The sequence below is a fragment of the Chryseobacterium sp. CFS2 genome (assembly GCF_036543225.1).
Lineage (GTDB): Bacteria > Bacteroidota > Bacteroidia > Flavobacteriales > Weeksellaceae > Chryseobacterium > Chryseobacterium culicis_A.
On record NZ_JAZHQU010000006.1, the window covers coordinates 275,252 to 290,191 of the forward strand.

The following is a 14,940-nucleotide window of genomic DNA, read 5'->3' on the forward strand; positions in this document are numbered from 1 at the left end:
TAGTCCACCAAATTAGTAGACTAATATTTTTAAAAATTTAACATAAAAAAAAGAAGCCTTATAAGCTTCTCTCTCTATTTTACAGTGTATTTATTCTTTCTAATTTCTCTGAACCCGCAAGGCCATTAGGATTACAACCATCCTCTCCTTCAGGGACTTTCAGATTTTTTTTGGTGTAAAATTCTTCCCAGAATACATTTGTTTTTCCGGTCTTAGGATCAATAAATGTCATGGGTTCCAGTTTGAAAATATGTTCTTCCCGAAAAGCTCTTTCCACAAAATCTGAACAGTAATATGAATTTTCATCCAGAATATAATTGAAATTGTAAGGTTTTCCAAGCATGGAATGTGCCTTTTTAATAGCTTCAGGAATTGCTTTCTGGTATTCGGGCTTTAGACGATAGACAATCACTTCCTGCCCTTCTTCTTTCTGATCTTTTATAAAATCATGGAAATCCTGTTTCTGAGAACCACCTTTAGGCGCAGCATGCAGAACAAACATTCTGTTCCCTTCTTTTTCAAGAATTCCTATATGATCAAATGAAGCCGTTTTTTGTTTTTGAGTCACATTATTAATCGCCCCGGAAAGTCCGGATTCTTTTGCTGTGACAAAAAGAAGATCTCCATTTCTAAGCTGTACATTGCCAGAATGAGTATTTTTACACTGAACCAACAGGATCATTAAGCAGCACAAAAGTCCTGCAACCATAAGTTCTTTAATTTTTGGGCTAAAAGATTTTCTAAATTCAGACATGCTATTATACTTTCGCTGTCAAAATTACAAAATAGAATTCATTACATTTGTGGGAATATTGATCTATTCTTCACACCAAACATTTCCAAAATCTTATGCCACATATTTTATTAGTTGAAGACGATGACAGGCTTTCAAAATTGATTGCAAAAGGATTTCAGGAAGCTGAATTTGAGGTAACAGTGGCTTACGACGGAGTTACAGGTCTGAAACTGGCAATGCAGACCCATTTTGATCTGGTGGTTACCGATATTGTATTACCCAAAAAAGATGGCCTTGAATTTTGCCATGAAATCAAAACATTAAAACCTCATCTTCCGGTCATTATGCTTACTGCATTGGGAACCACTGATGATAAACTGGAAGGATTTGATGCCGGAGCAGATGATTATCTTACGAAACCTTTTGAAATGAGAGAACTGGTAGCAAGAATTAAAGTTCTCCTGAAACGTTTTTCGCAACAGCTTCAGCAAAAAGTTTTTATTCTTACATATGAAGGTATTGAAATGAACCTGGAGCAGAAAACAGTAAGCCGTGATCATACCCCGATAAAATTAACACCGAAAGAATTTAACCTCTTAAAATTCATGCTGGAAAATTCAGAAAGAGTTCTTTCCCGAAGTGAAATTGCAGAGAAAGTGTGGGAAACCCACTTTGATACGGGAACCAATTTTATTGATGTATATATTAATTATCTCCGAAAGAAAATTGATAAAGATTTTGAGGCCAAACTTATCCACACCAAAGCCGGTATGGGATTTATTCTGAAAAAAGACTACGAGTCAGGCATTGTACAATAATCATGAAGATGAACTAAAAATATCCGGATGAAAATAAGAACCAGACTTACGCTGCTTTTCACCTTAATTACGGCAATGCTTTTAGGGATATACAGCTTTTCGATTTATTATTCATCCAAAGAAGCCAGGGAGAAATCTTTTTACAGCGAACTTCAGAATGAAGCCATTGCCAAGGCTGATTTATTCTTCAGAAGCTCACTTCCTGAACAGGAAATGCACAAGCTTTATAAGAACAATACCAGAACGCTTAATGAGGTTCAGGTAGCCATTTATGATATCAATAAACAACTGATCTATCATGATGATGCCAAAGTAGATTATGTAAAAGAAACCCCGAAGATGCTTTCCCAGATATTCCAGAAAAAAAGGATCACTTTTTTTTTAGACAATTTACAGGTAATCGGGATGGTGTATCATTATGAAGGAAAATCGTATGCTGTAACTGCTGCTGCTTATGATCAATACGGATATGAATATTTGACTCATCTTCTTACCATCAGTATTATTTCATTCTTCAGTATTTTGATTCTGATTTATCTGGCAGGAATATTTCTTTCCAAAAAAGCATTGAGCCCACTCAGTGAAATGGTCATTCAGATAAAAAAAATTACTGCCGGAAAGCTAGAGTTGCGCCTGAAAACAACAAAAGAAAAAGACGAACTCAATGAGCTTGCCCAAAACTTCAACGGAATGCTGGAAAGGCTTGAAAATTCTTTTGATTCCCAAAAACATTTTGTCTCTAATATTTCACACGAACTGAGAACACCTTTATCAGCTATTATTACTGAACTGGAACTGGCCTCCGAAAAAGATAAATCCAAAGAAGAATATCAGGAAACCATTCAATATGCACTGGAAGATGCCCGCAATATGGTAAAACTTTCCAATAGCTTAATGGATCTTGCAAAAGCCAGCTATGATCCCAACGAGATCAGCTTTTCAGAAATCCGCCTTGATGAAATTCTTCTGGAATCTTACACCAAAATAATAAAAGAAAATCCCGGCTATAAAGTTTCATTAAACATCGAAGATTCATTAGAAGAACATCAGCTTATCATTCAGGGAAACGAATATCTTCTGCAGGTTGCTTTTAATAATCTCATCGACAATGCGTGTAAATATTCACCGGAACATACTTGTTCAATAGATGTCAGAACCCATTCAGACGTTCTTAAAATCCGCTTTACCAATACGGGAAATAGTATTCCTCAGGAAGATTTACCCCATATCTTTAAACCTTTTTACAGAAGTGAGACTCCAAGACAGGAAAAAGGCCACGGAATAGGACTTTTCCTTACTGAGAAAATTATTTTGCTCCACCATGCAAAAATTACGGTACTATCAAATCATCATGAAACTATTTTTACCGTGGAGTTTATGATCAGTTAATGAATCAAAAACTTCTTTCAAATTTATTTGAATCTTAACTTCCCTTAAAACCTTAATTAGCTTAATGGTTTAAAAAAGTAATCCCTCTACTCGTGAGAAAGAGATTTCTTATTGAAAACGGTTGTTCCTATACTGGCTGCAATGACGCATGCAATAGAAATCCATTGTAAAAAAGATAATTCTTCAGCCAGGAAAACCAATCCGGAAAGTGCGGCAAATGCAGGTTCCAGGCTCATCAGAATACTAAAAGTTTTTGCAGGAAGCCTTTTCAATGCCATAATCTCCAGCGAAAAAGGTAAGGCACTCGAAAGAATAGCCACCCCAAGCCCTTTTACAAAAATATTCGGAGTAAGGTTGAAAACAGCACCATCCCATATTGTAAATGGAATAATCACGAGGCTGGCGAATATCATTCCTGTCGTAACCGCGTCTTTTCCATCCATTATGTTGGAAACCTTCCCGCCCATTATGATATAAACTGCCCAGAACATTCCCGCAAGAAAAGCAAGCCCAAGTCCTATTAAATCTACATGATCATTCTGCCATGGAACAATCAGTAAAATCCCGACACATGCCAGCAACGCCCACACAACATCCAGCAGTTTTCGGGATAAAGCCAGCGCAAGAAATAACGGACCCGCAAATTCCACCGTGACAGCCAATCCTAATGGAATTCTTTGAATGGCCATATAGAAAATAAGATTCATCGCAGCCAAACCTATTCCGTATATCGCACAGTATTTCCATTTCTGTCTGTCAAACTGTAAAAATTTCGGACGATTAATCAAAGTAAGCAATACAGCAGAAAGTACAATTCTTAAAGTAACCGTACCAATAGCTCCGATAGCAGGAAAAAGCTGTTTAGCGATGGAAGCTCCGCCCTGTACACATATAATAGCTAACAATGTAGCAGGTATTGCTATGTTTGATTTTTTCATTTTTAATTCAAAGGTTTTGGAGGGAAATCTCAGGGATTAAACAAGCTCTTATTTTGTATGACCAATGGTGAAATTCATCATACAAAAACCAGCCTCCAAATGTATTGAAATTTTATCTCTTACCATGGGTACAGTTTACACATATTAATAGGATATAATAAATAATTATTCCTTGTAGAATCATCAAAAAAATACAAAGTAATTTTCTCTAATGATTTTCTAATAACATTCTAAAGCTTTTCTAACGGTAAAAAAAAGCAGTCATTTCTACTTTTGCACAGTAAAAAATAAAGCATATGGACCCAGATCCTTACCCTAATTATCAATCTTAAAAGCTTTAGTTGTATTCACTTTTCTATACAGCTGAAAAGCTTTGTAAAAAACAGGAAAAGGTATGAATACATTTGAATTTACCCTTCGTTTACTGACCGCATTCAGCCTGGGAGCAGGAATAGGCTTCGAAAGACAGTGGCGCAAAAAAAATGCAGGCCTCCGAACCAACACTTTGGTTTGCATTGGCTCAGCAGCATTCGTATTGATTGCCATCAGAATTGGTGGGGATGCAGCCGGAAGAATCACCTCTTATATCGTTAGTGGAATAGGCTTCCTTGGCGGTGGAGTGATCATGAAAGACGGCCTTACCGTGAGAGGATTAAATACGGCGGCCACTTTATGGTGCTCAGCAGCCATAGGCGCATTGTGTGCTCTCGGATACCCTATAGAAGCACTCATTACTGTAATCTTCATTGTCTCTACAAATATATTTCTGAGACCCTCATTATCCTCACAAAAAGAAGCCAGGAGCAAAAAACTGGTCAGTACCAAGAAAAAGAACGAAACAAAAGCAACAATCAGCAATAGCACTCAATTTTATTAAGGTCATGAAAAAAGTAATCTTATTTCTTATCAGTCTCTTTGTAGTCTCCTGTAAAGACAATACACCTCAACAAAACAAAGAATCTGAAATAATAACCCGTGGCGAGCAGGTTATCATCCCGGAAAACAATCCTGTTTTCAAAAAAATCAAAACACACATCGTTACCGAACAGGAACACAGCGATGGTGTAGTCTCGGCCGGAACAATCCAGGCGATCCCTAATCATTACGCAGAAATTGCAAGTCCGTTTTCCGGAAGAATAACCCAATCATTTATTCAGCTGGGACAAAATGTTTCTGCCGGAAGCCCGCTCTTTGAAATCCTTTCTTCCGATTATTTTTCGGTTCAAAAGGATTATACAGATGCATTGAATGATGTACAGCTTGCAGAAAAAAATTACAGACGCCAGCAGGACCTTGTGAAACACGGCGTAGGTATTCAGAAAGAACTGGATGAAGCAGACACGGATTTTAAAAATAAAAAAACATCTCTTTCCAATGCCTCTTCTGCTTTGAAGGTCTATAACAGCAAAGGCGGAGGAATAGGAAGTCCTCTTATTGTAAGAGCGCCCATCAAAGGAGAAATCATTTTCAATAAAATTGTAAACGGCCAGTATCTGAAAGGAGATGCAGATCCTGTAATGATTATCGCAGAATTATCAAAAGTCTGGATTTCCGGTGATGTCAAGGAAAAAGACATCCGTTTTGTGAATACCGGAGATCAGGTTTCTGTAAAAGTAAGTGCCTATCCCGACAGAAATATTACAGGAAAAGTATATCACGTCAATGAAATTGTAGATGAAGATACCCGAAGCATAAAAGTCCTTATTGAATGTGATAATCCCGACAGAAAACTCAAACCGGGAATGTACGCTACCGTCAATTTTTCCACAACGCCTGAAAAAGCTGTGATGATTCCCGTAACCGCTTTAATGCAACAGGATAATTCCCAATATGTATGGGTAAAAACAGGAAAGCATCAATATGCGAAACGTCCCGTGACAACAGGAGAAACCAACCAGAAAACAGTAAGAATCATTTCAGGATTAAAACCCGGAGAAACCATCATGACGGAAGGAGGAATTTATATGCTTGATGCGAAATAATGTAAAATGATGCGAAATCAGAAACTATGAAAAAATTACTTACAATCTCTATACAGAAGAGATGGCTCATGCTTGCTCTCTTCCTTTTACTGGGGTTCTTTGGATATTATTCCTGGACCAGATTATCCATAGAAGCTTATCCTGATATTGCCGACGTAACTTCCCAGGTGGTAACACAGGTTCCTGGACTGGCCGCTGAAGAAGTAGAGCAGCAAATCACCATTCCCTTAGAAAGATCACTGAACGGTCTTCCGGGAATGCATGTAATGCGCAGCAAAAGTACGTTCGGACTTTCCATTATCACTATGGTTTTTGATGATGGCATAGATGATTACTGGGCACGCCAGCGTATTCAGGAAAGACTGACAGATGTGGATCTTCCTTATGGTGCACAGCCCGGATTAGATCCCCTCACCTCTCCTATCGGCGAAGTATATCGTTATATTATCGAAAGTAACAACCACAGCCTTCGGGAATTGACGGATTTGCAAAAATTTGTCATCATTCCCAGGATCAAACAGGTTTCAGGAATTGCTGATGTAACGAATTTCGGGGGAATTACCACCCAGTTTCAGATTGAGCTGGATCCACATAAACTTGAACAGTATAATCTTTCCCTGTCAGAAGTAACAGAAACGATTTCCAAAAACAATGTAAGTGCCGGAGGAAGTATGCTTCCCCGTGGAAATCTAGCCTATGTCATCCGCGGAATAGGATTGGTAAAAGATTTAAATGACCTTGGAAAAATTGTAGTAAAAACACAAAACGGGGTTCCTGTTTTTTTGAATGATGTAGGAACTCTGAAATACGGAAACCTGGAAAGAAAAGGAATTCTTGGCTACACAGACCGGAAACGTAATTATTCTGAAAGCGTGGAAGGAATTGTTCTTTTACTGAGAGGTCAAAACCCTTCACAAGTATTGGAAGGAGTGCATGAAGCAATCGAAGAACTGAATAACGAAACACTGCCTCCCGGTGTAAAGATCCATCCTTTCCTGGACAGAACAGACCTTGTAAAAACAACGCTTACAACAGTTTCCCATACGCTTACTGAAGGAATTGTATTGGTTATTATTGTACTGATTATATTTCTTGGAAGCTGGCGTGGAGCATTACTGGTGGCTATTACCATTCCGCTTTCATTATTATTTGCTTTTATATTAATGCATTTCACCAATATTCCGGCCAACCTGCTTTCACTGGGAGCTATTGATTTTGGAATCATTGTAGACGGAGCTATTGTCATGCTTGAAACCATTTTAAAGAAAAGGGAAGAAAATTCTGAAGAAACACTGGAAGAAAAAACGATAACCCAAAGAGTGATTGAAGTGGCAAAACCTATTTTCTTTTCAACCATTATTATCATTACAGCATACCTTCCATTATTCGCTTTTGAAAGAGTAGAAAAAAAATTATTTACCCCCATGGCCTTTACTGTAGGATATGCTCTATTGGGAGCACTCGCCGTAGCATTACTTCTGATTCCGGGATTAGCGTATGTAATCTATCGCAAACCCCAGAAGATCTATCACAATAAATGGCTGGAGAAAGTAAGTACCGCCTATGGGAAGAGTATTGAAAAGATAATGCAGGCTCCCAAAAGAGTGATGATTCCTATTACAATCGCCTTAGTATCTGCCGGAATTCTTTCCTACAATGTAGGAAAAGACTTCCTTCCGGAGCTGGATGAAGGTTCTATCTGGCTTCAGGTACAGCTGCCACCCGGAATTTCTTTAGCTAAATCAAAAGAAATGAGTAACACCTTACGTGCCCGTACTTTAAAACATCCTGAAATTACTTATATGATGGTTCAGGCAGGACGTAATGATGACGGTACCGACCCATGGACAGCTTCCCATTTTGAAGTTTCAGTCGGGATAAAACCTTACAGCGAATGGCCTGCAGGAAAAACAAAAGCAGACCTCATCAAAGAACTTGCAGCTGATTATAAAGATATGCCTGGATTCACCGTAGGATTTTCGCAGCCTATGATTGACGGAGTAATGGATAAAATTTCCGGAGCTCACAGCGAATTAGTAGTAAAGGTGTATGGAGAAGATTTTAAAGAAACCAGAAGAATTGCAGAAAATGTACTTTCAACTTTAAATAAAATTCCGGGTTCCGCAGACCTTGCTATTGATCAGGAACCTCCATTGCCTCAATTACAGATTATTGCCAACAGAGACAAAATTGCTCAGTATGGCTTGAATGTAGCTGATGTTGCCGACCTTATTGAAGTGGCATTGGGAGGAAAAGCCATTTCCCAGATTTTTATTGGCAATAAAGTCTATGATATTTCATGCCGTTATACGGAAGACAGCCGTGATACTCCGGATAAAATCGGAAATCTGATGCTTACCTCAGCTTCCGGAGCTAAAATTCCTTTATCTCAGGTAGCAGAAGTGAAGTTAAGTACTGGTGAAAGTACTATTACCCGGGAAATGAACAAACGACACCTTACCGTTAAGCTGAACTTAAGAGGAACGGATCTTTCTTCATTTTTGAAAAAAGCACAGGATAAAATTAAAAAAGACATCCAATATGACCATGAGAAATACCAGATCAAATGGGGCGGACAGTTTGAAAATCAAAACAGAGCTTATTCCAAATTGGCGTTTATTGTTCCGCTGGCATTGGCAATTATGTTCCTGTTATTGTATGGTGCATTTGGAGACTTCAGACAGGCTTTGGTACTGATGTCTATTGTTCCACTGGCATTATTTGGCGGAATGCTGGCACTCAACATACGGGGAATGTCCCTGAATGTATCTTCGGCAGTAGGATTTATCGCATTGTTCGGGGTTGCCATTCAGAATGGAGTTATTATGATTTCTCATATCAACGATCTGCGAAAGAAAGGATATGAACTGAAACATGCTGCTATCAAAGGAGCAAAAGACCGTTTCAGACCTGTATTGATGACGGCAACGGTAGCTGTAATTGGATTATTCCCGGCATCACTGGCTACAGGCATCGGTTCGGATGTACAGCGTCCACTGGCAACGGTAATTGTCTATGGGTTAATGTTCTCTACTATTTTAACACTTTTTGTGCTGCCGGCTATTTATTTTATGGCTGAACGCCGCCACGAAAAACAAAATTTGAAATCAGATGAAAATTAAAGTTCATATTATCATATTATCTGTAGTATGGTTTAGTATTACAGAGATAAAGGCACAGGAAAAAGAGGTTTTGCAATTTGAAGAATACCTGAGTCTTGTGGGAAATAAAAATCTTGGATATGCTTCTCAAAAATACAATGTAAGTATGGCTGAGGCTGCCATTCAGACCGCTAATATGTTTCCTGATCCCCAATTGGAAATGGAAACCACCAATAATGGGGTGAATCAAAATATGGGCTATGTCTATGGCACATCAATCGGCTGGACGCTTGAATTGGGTGGTAAAAGAAAAGCCCGGGTAAATCTGGCCAGAAACCAATCTGAACTGAGCAAAATACAACTGCAGGATTTCTTCAGGAATCTTCGTGCAGATGCCAGTTTAGGATACATTGATGCTTTAAAATCAAAAGCTTTGCTTGAAGTACAGCAGGATTCTTATAAAAATATGCAGCAGCTGGCAAAATCCGACAGTATCCGGTATCGTTTGGGAACCATATCATTAGTGACTTCCAAACAGAGTAAACTGGAAGCGGCTTCTTTACTCAATGAAGTATATCAGGCTGAGAGTGCAGAACAACAGGCTCTCACCAGTTTATCAGTATTTCTTGGCGACAGCAAAATAACAGGCAGAGAGGTTGCCGGAGATTTCAATACTTTCAACAGGGATTTCAGTATTGACGATCTAACCTTACAGGCTTTGAATGAAAGAGCCGATTTATTGGCAGCAAGACAAAATACAGAAGTAGCTAAAAGCCAGATCAATCTTGAAAAAGCCAACCGTATTATCGACTTAGGCATTAGTGCAGGAGCAGAACGCCATACAGAAGCAACCAACGAAATTGCACCTTCTCCTACCGTAAATGCTGTAAAAATGGGTATCAGTATTCCTTTAAAATTTTCCAACAGAAGAAATGCAGGATTGAAGATCGCAGAAATGGCGCATTCTCAGGCAGAAGTTGAATACAAACAAATCGAACAAAGCATAAAAGCAGAAGTGATGCAGGCCTACCAGCAATATATAGCAACTCAGAAACAGCTCAGGCAGTTCCAAAACGGAATGCTTTCAGAAGCACAAAGTATCTTGGAAGGAATTACCTACAGCTACAAAAGAGGAGAAAGCTCTATTCTGGAAGTGCTGAATGCCCAAAGAACTTACAATAATATCCGGAAAGATTATTATCAGGCTCTTGCAGATAATGCCGCTGCTTTGATTGAACTTGAACGGAAAGCAGGAATCTGGGATATTCATTTTTAGAAAGGAAGAGGGAAGCTGGAGGATGGAAGTTTCTGAAAGCTGATGAATAAATACATACCATTTAATTAACTTTTAAATATTTATCAAGCTCAACATGAAATGACAATTGGTGATTTTAAAATACAAATACTACCTCCAGCTTCAAACTTCCAGCTTCCAGCATAAAAAAAGCTCTGAAATCAAGTAGATTTCAGAGCTTTTTTTATTTCTTATACTGAGATTCATAAATTTTGATCCAATCATCAGCAGTCATTTTTTTACTGAGTTCAGCGATCAGCTCAAAAGGAATATCTTCTACTTTTTTAAAACGTATGCATGATTTACCCATATCCAGCTTTTTTTTGGAATGTTTAGGGTATTCTGCCACAAACCAGTCGAGAAGCTCCGGTGTGGAATACAGTCCCATATGATACAGCGCTATAAAATTCTTCTGAGAAGCTACGCTTAAAAATGGCAGTGGAGTTCCCGGTGTACAGTGATAACCTGCAGGATATGTTTTCAAAGGAACAACCCAACCTACCATTCCATAATTTGTGGCCTCTTCGAAACCTTTAGGAAGGTTGTCATTCACGGTATCATAAAGCTTTTTGAAGGCTTCCTGTCTTTCTTCAGGAATTTTTGAGATATAATCCTCTATGGAAACTGACTGAATCTGCATATGGTAATTTTTTCTAAAATACGACTATTTTTAGATTATTATTCAAACAAATCATAAAAAAAGGCAGCCACACGAATGCAACTGCCTACAGAAATTATTAACTCAAAAAATTTTATTTCTTAATGGCTTTTACTGTTGATTTTGAGCCATCTTTAAAGTTCATTGTTACTAAATATAAACCAGCGTTCAATTCAGCTAACTGAAGTTCTGTAGTTGGGTTATCAATAGTTTTCACTACTCTTCCCGCTACATCTGTAACAGTTACAGATTTAACATCTTTGATATCTGCAATATGAAGAACATCTTTGAAAGGATTAGGATATACATTCACTTCTTTTTTCTTCAGATGGGTTTCTGAAGTTGATAATGAAGTAGCTACTTCAAAGGTAAAATCAATGAATTCTCCTCTTGAGATCGCTGAACAAGGGTTTGATGGTGCTGTACTGTTATAATCAGTTACTACTCTCATTCTATAACTTCCAAGAGGTGTTCCCGCAGGTACCGTAATAGTTCCGGAAGCATTTGTTATATAAGTGTTAGTAACAAACATTCTTTCTGAAGCTTCAAAAGTTAAATTATTATTCCAGTCTACCCAAACTGCAATTCCACATGTAGGACCTCCTGCGGTGAAAGACACTGAAGTGTCAGATCCCGGAGCATTGATGATCTTGTTATTGCTTGCTACTAAATTTTGATATCCACCTGCAACACTTGAACCGGATGAATACGTCATATTTACCAATCCTCCGGTAGAACTGAAGTCAGACAGCCATGAGTTCTGTGAAGTAGATGAAGGCAGACAGTAACCTGTTCTGAATGCTGTAACATCACTCCAGATACTTTTGTCACTGGCACTACATACAGATCTTACCCATGCATAGTAATTCGTATCAGTAGATAGAGAGCTCAGCGGTGCTGAAGTCGTAGCAGAAGTTGCAGAGTTGGAAGCGTTCAAAACAGTAGATGCATCAGGTGCAGTATTCGTTGTACTGTAATATACTTCATATCCGTTGGCAGGAGCAGAAGCTGGTGCCGTCCAACCGATCGTTGCTGTATTCATTGTCACGTTTGATGATGTAACAGCAGTTGGCTCAAGACAAGAAGGAATATCCTGAACCGTAATATTATCAATATAAATAGAACGTGAAGAACCTCCCAATCCATGTTTAAATGCCAATTGCAAATCAGAACCTGAAGGAATATTAACGGTATATTGTGTATGAGTAGTAGTTAAGGTAATAGGAGCTCCAATCTGTGTAAAAGAAGCAGGATCTGTAGGATTCGAAAGTGTTCCCACTAATAATGTATAATTACTTCCTCCTCCTTTTGCATAGAATCTTACACGCTTCGTACCATCTGAAAGGTTTATAGTAGGAGGAGCCACTAACATTTGGCTGCCTGTAGTCCCACTTGAATTATTCATATAATAAGAATTAGGTGCTGAATAGCTATTGGATGCTGCTACATATCCATACCCTGCAAATGAGGCACTCTCCAGATATGCCCAACAGCTTGGAGCATTCGTATTTGAAGAGGAACCTGTACTTGTTGTATCAAAGTTTTCTGTATAAGGAACCGTGAAAGTAGAACAAGCTGTTTTAAATGTTCCTGCAAAAGACCATACACTTTGGCTGGTTGCAGTATTACAGTTGGATCTCACCCAATAATAATAGGTAGTATTTGAATTAAGACCTCCAATAGTTGTACTTGTACCTGTTACCCCCGGATAAGTAGGCGTTACTGAGCTTGCCGGTATTGTACTGGAAGTACTGTGGTATACATCATAGCTGGCAGCACTGCCTGTCCATGAAACTAAAGCTGAGTTTGCTGTGATTCCGGAAACGGCCTGTAATACAGGAGGTGCACAATCAGAATAGGCATCTGCTGAAAAAGCAAAAATATTCGGTATCCCTGAACCACTAACTTTAGTTACGGTTACACTTTGTACTAGTTTTGCCTGATTTGCTGCATCTATTGCCAATTCAGCCTGATATAATCTTGGATTGGTTCCCCCTTCAGGAGAAGGCACATCATCACCACTGGCTGGAGTAGCCCCCGGCTTTTTAATCCTTCCTATTCCCTGTATCGCAAAATTAGATCCATTATACCAATCTGAAAGACTTATACTTGAAAACGTCTGCGAACTGCCATCGGTAAAATTAACCACTACACTTACCGTAGAAGTACCACTTCCACTTACAGCAAGCATATAGAGTTTGATCGCTGCCTTTGGTGTTGTAAATGCCAAAGTTCCGTTATCACTGGTTGCAGCCAATCTTAGAGAATTATTTGCATTTAAACTTGCCAGTTGAAAGCTTAATCCGGGAGTTGTTCCCACTACAGAATTAATGAGCCCATCTACAGGAATACCATACGTAATCGCTGCACTTGTAGAGGTCAGCTGAAAATCTTTCGCTACAAAAGCGTATGAAACTCCATCTACGTCATTATTTGTAGAAATTGTTGAAGAACCGATACCGTTTGCAATTACATCAGCGGTTAAGCCTGAAGTAATCGGCATGGTCTGATAATTTTGAGCCAGGAGTACACTGGCTGAAAACAGAGCGACAGCAGGTACCACTCTAGAAAATAAATTTATTGCCATTTTAATCACATTTGTGGCGAAATTTAGTAAAAATAACAATACAAAAAAGTTTTTTTTGATTAAAAAATAAAATAATTTCGAAAAAGATCAAATATTAATATTTAACGCACACAAAAATTAACAGAAGTAAAAAAAAAATTAAAGAACATTCTCCTATTTCTTAATTGACTCTTAATTTTATTATTGAGAAATTAAATCCTATTTTTGTCATACAAATTTTTTGAACAATGCCGAATATTTCAAACAGAGCACTGCATATGCCGCCATCGCCGGTAAGAAAACTGGTTCCCTTTGCGTTACAAGCAAAACAGAAAGGAATAAAAGTATATCACCTTAATATTGGACAGCCTGATATTGAAACTCCGGAAACAGCGTTAAATGCTTTAAAAAACATCGATTTAAAAGTATTGGAATATGCGCTTTCTGAAGGAAATATTGAATACAGAAAAGCCCTTACAGAATACTACCATTCATTAGGTTTCTCAGATCTTACCCCTGATAACTTTATTGTTACCAATGGAGGTTCTGAAGCCCTGAACTTTGCTATCTCTACTCTATGTGATGAAGGGGATGAAGTGATTATTCCTGAGCCTTACTATGCCAACTACAACGGTTTCACCAGTACATTTGATGTGAATGTAGTAGCAGTACCTTCTACAATTGACACAGGTTTTGCTTTGCCTCCTGTTGAGGAATTTGAGAAAAAAATTACAGAAAAAACAAGAGCAATCATTATCTGTAACCCTGGAAACCCTACCGGATATCTTTATACGCGTGAGGAGCTTCAGAAACTTGCAGAAATTGCTTTGAAATACGACATTGTAATCATCTCTGATGAAGTATACAGAGAATATGTATATGACGGAAAGCAGCAGATTTCCATGCTTGATTTCCCTGAATTAGCGGAAAACTGTATCATCATTGATTCAGAATCCAAGCGTTACTCTATGTGTGGAGTAAGAATCGGATGTATGGTGACTCGCTCCAACAAAATCCGTAATGCAGCCATGCTTTTTGCACAGGCAAGATTAAGCCCGGTTCTTTTGGGACAGATTGCAGCAACAGCAGCACACCAGAACGATGGCCCTTATATCAGAGCAGTAAGAGAAGAATATACCCACAGAAGAAATGTATTGGTAGATCTTTTAAATGCTATTCCTGGAGTTATCTGCCCTAAACCAAGAGGTGCTTTCTACTGTGTTGCAGAGCTTCCGGTAGATGATACTGAAAAATTTGCTCAGTGGCTGCTTGAAAAATACGCTCTTAATAACGAAACCATCATGGTTGCCCCTGCAGGAGGGTTCTACAGCAATCCTGAATTAGGTAAGAAACAGGTGAGAATTGCCTATGTTCTGAAAGAAGAAGATTTAAAAAGAAGTGCTGAAATTCTTAAAGAAGCTTTAAAGAAGTACAGAGAAGAATTCAGTCTGTAAAATA

Annotated in this window: 11 protein-coding genes; 7 read left to right on the plus strand and 4 right to left on the minus strand. The window is 38.4% G+C overall.

All coding sequences use genetic code 11. The features are described from left to right. Window positions 1-79: 79 nt before the first annotated feature. The gene (locus ODR02_RS16040) at window positions 80-754 is read right to left on the minus strand and encodes a YiiX/YebB-like N1pC/P60 family cysteine hydrolase (RefSeq protein WP_209787426.1); all 675 of its coding nucleotides are present in this window, start codon (window positions 752-754) and stop codon (window positions 80-82) included. Window positions 755-849: 95 nt separating this feature from the next. Between ODR02_RS16040 and ODR02_RS16045 the strand changes: the two genes are divergently transcribed. Together ODR02_RS16045 and ODR02_RS16050 are read left to right on the plus strand one after the other, a co-directional pair. After that, entirely contained in the window at window positions 850-1,554 is a 705-nt protein-coding gene (locus ODR02_RS16045; RefSeq protein WP_209787425.1) for a response regulator transcription factor, read from the plus strand. Between the two features lie 27 nt (window positions 1,555-1,581). Further along, window positions 1,582-2,943: an ATP-binding protein gene (locus tag ODR02_RS16050; protein WP_209787423.1), complete on the plus strand. Its 1,362-nt coding sequence runs from the start codon at window positions 1,582-1,584 to the stop codon at window positions 2,941-2,943. Window positions 2,944-3,029: 86 nt separating this feature from the next. Here the strand turns inward: ODR02_RS16050 and ODR02_RS16055 are convergent, their stop codons facing one another. Then, window positions 3,030-3,881, minus strand: a complete 852-nt coding sequence (locus ODR02_RS16055) for an EamA family transporter (RefSeq protein ID WP_309512769.1) — start codon at window positions 3,879-3,881, stop codon at window positions 3,030-3,032. 394 nt (window positions 3,882-4,275) lie between these two features. Between ODR02_RS16055 and ODR02_RS16060 the strand changes: the two genes are divergently transcribed. From ODR02_RS16060 to ODR02_RS16075, 4 genes are read left to right on the plus strand one after another with little or no spacing between them, the layout of a single operon-like run. Beyond that, the gene (locus ODR02_RS16060; protein WP_209787419.1) at window positions 4,276-4,758 is read left to right on the plus strand and encodes an MgtC/SapB family protein; all 483 of its coding nucleotides are present in this window, start codon (window positions 4,276-4,278) and stop codon (window positions 4,756-4,758) included. A gap of 4 nt (window positions 4,759-4,762) precedes the next feature. Further along, entirely contained in the window at window positions 4,763-5,863 is a 1,101-nt protein-coding gene (locus tag ODR02_RS16065) for an efflux RND transporter periplasmic adaptor subunit (RefSeq protein WP_309512770.1), read from the plus strand. A gap of 26 nt (window positions 5,864-5,889) precedes the next feature. Beyond that, the gene (locus ODR02_RS16070; RefSeq protein WP_309512771.1) at window positions 5,890-8,985 is read left to right on the plus strand and encodes an efflux RND transporter permease subunit; all 3,096 of its coding nucleotides are present in this window, start codon (window positions 5,890-5,892) and stop codon (window positions 8,983-8,985) included. Next, complete coding sequence (locus ODR02_RS16075; RefSeq protein WP_309512772.1) at window positions 8,975-10,240, plus strand: TolC family protein; 1,266 nt, start codon at window positions 8,975-8,977, stop codon at window positions 10,238-10,240. The genes ODR02_RS16070 and ODR02_RS16075 overlap by 11 nt, the downstream gene beginning before the upstream one ends. A gap of 202 nt (window positions 10,241-10,442) precedes the next feature. Here ODR02_RS16075 and ODR02_RS16080 read toward each other — a convergent pair whose 3' ends face one another. Then, window positions 10,443-10,898 carry a DUF1801 domain-containing protein gene (locus tag ODR02_RS16080; RefSeq protein ID WP_309512773.1) on the minus strand — a complete coding sequence of 152 codons (456 nt, stop codon included), beginning with the start codon at window positions 10,896-10,898 and terminating at the stop codon, window positions 10,443-10,445. 112 nt (window positions 10,899-11,010) lie between these two features. Continuing rightward, complete coding sequence (locus ODR02_RS16085; RefSeq protein ID WP_309512774.1) at window positions 11,011-13,503, minus strand: GEVED domain-containing protein; 2,493 nt, start codon at window positions 13,501-13,503, stop codon at window positions 11,011-11,013. A gap of 227 nt (window positions 13,504-13,730) precedes the next feature. On the opposite strand from ODR02_RS16085, the gene ODR02_RS16090 reads away from it, so the two are divergent. Next, a complete protein-coding gene (locus tag ODR02_RS16090) occupies window positions 13,731-14,936 on the plus strand; it encodes a pyridoxal phosphate-dependent aminotransferase (RefSeq protein ID WP_105701883.1) in 1,206 nt (401 codons plus the stop codon). The last annotated feature ends 4 nt before the right edge of the window (window positions 14,937-14,940 follow it).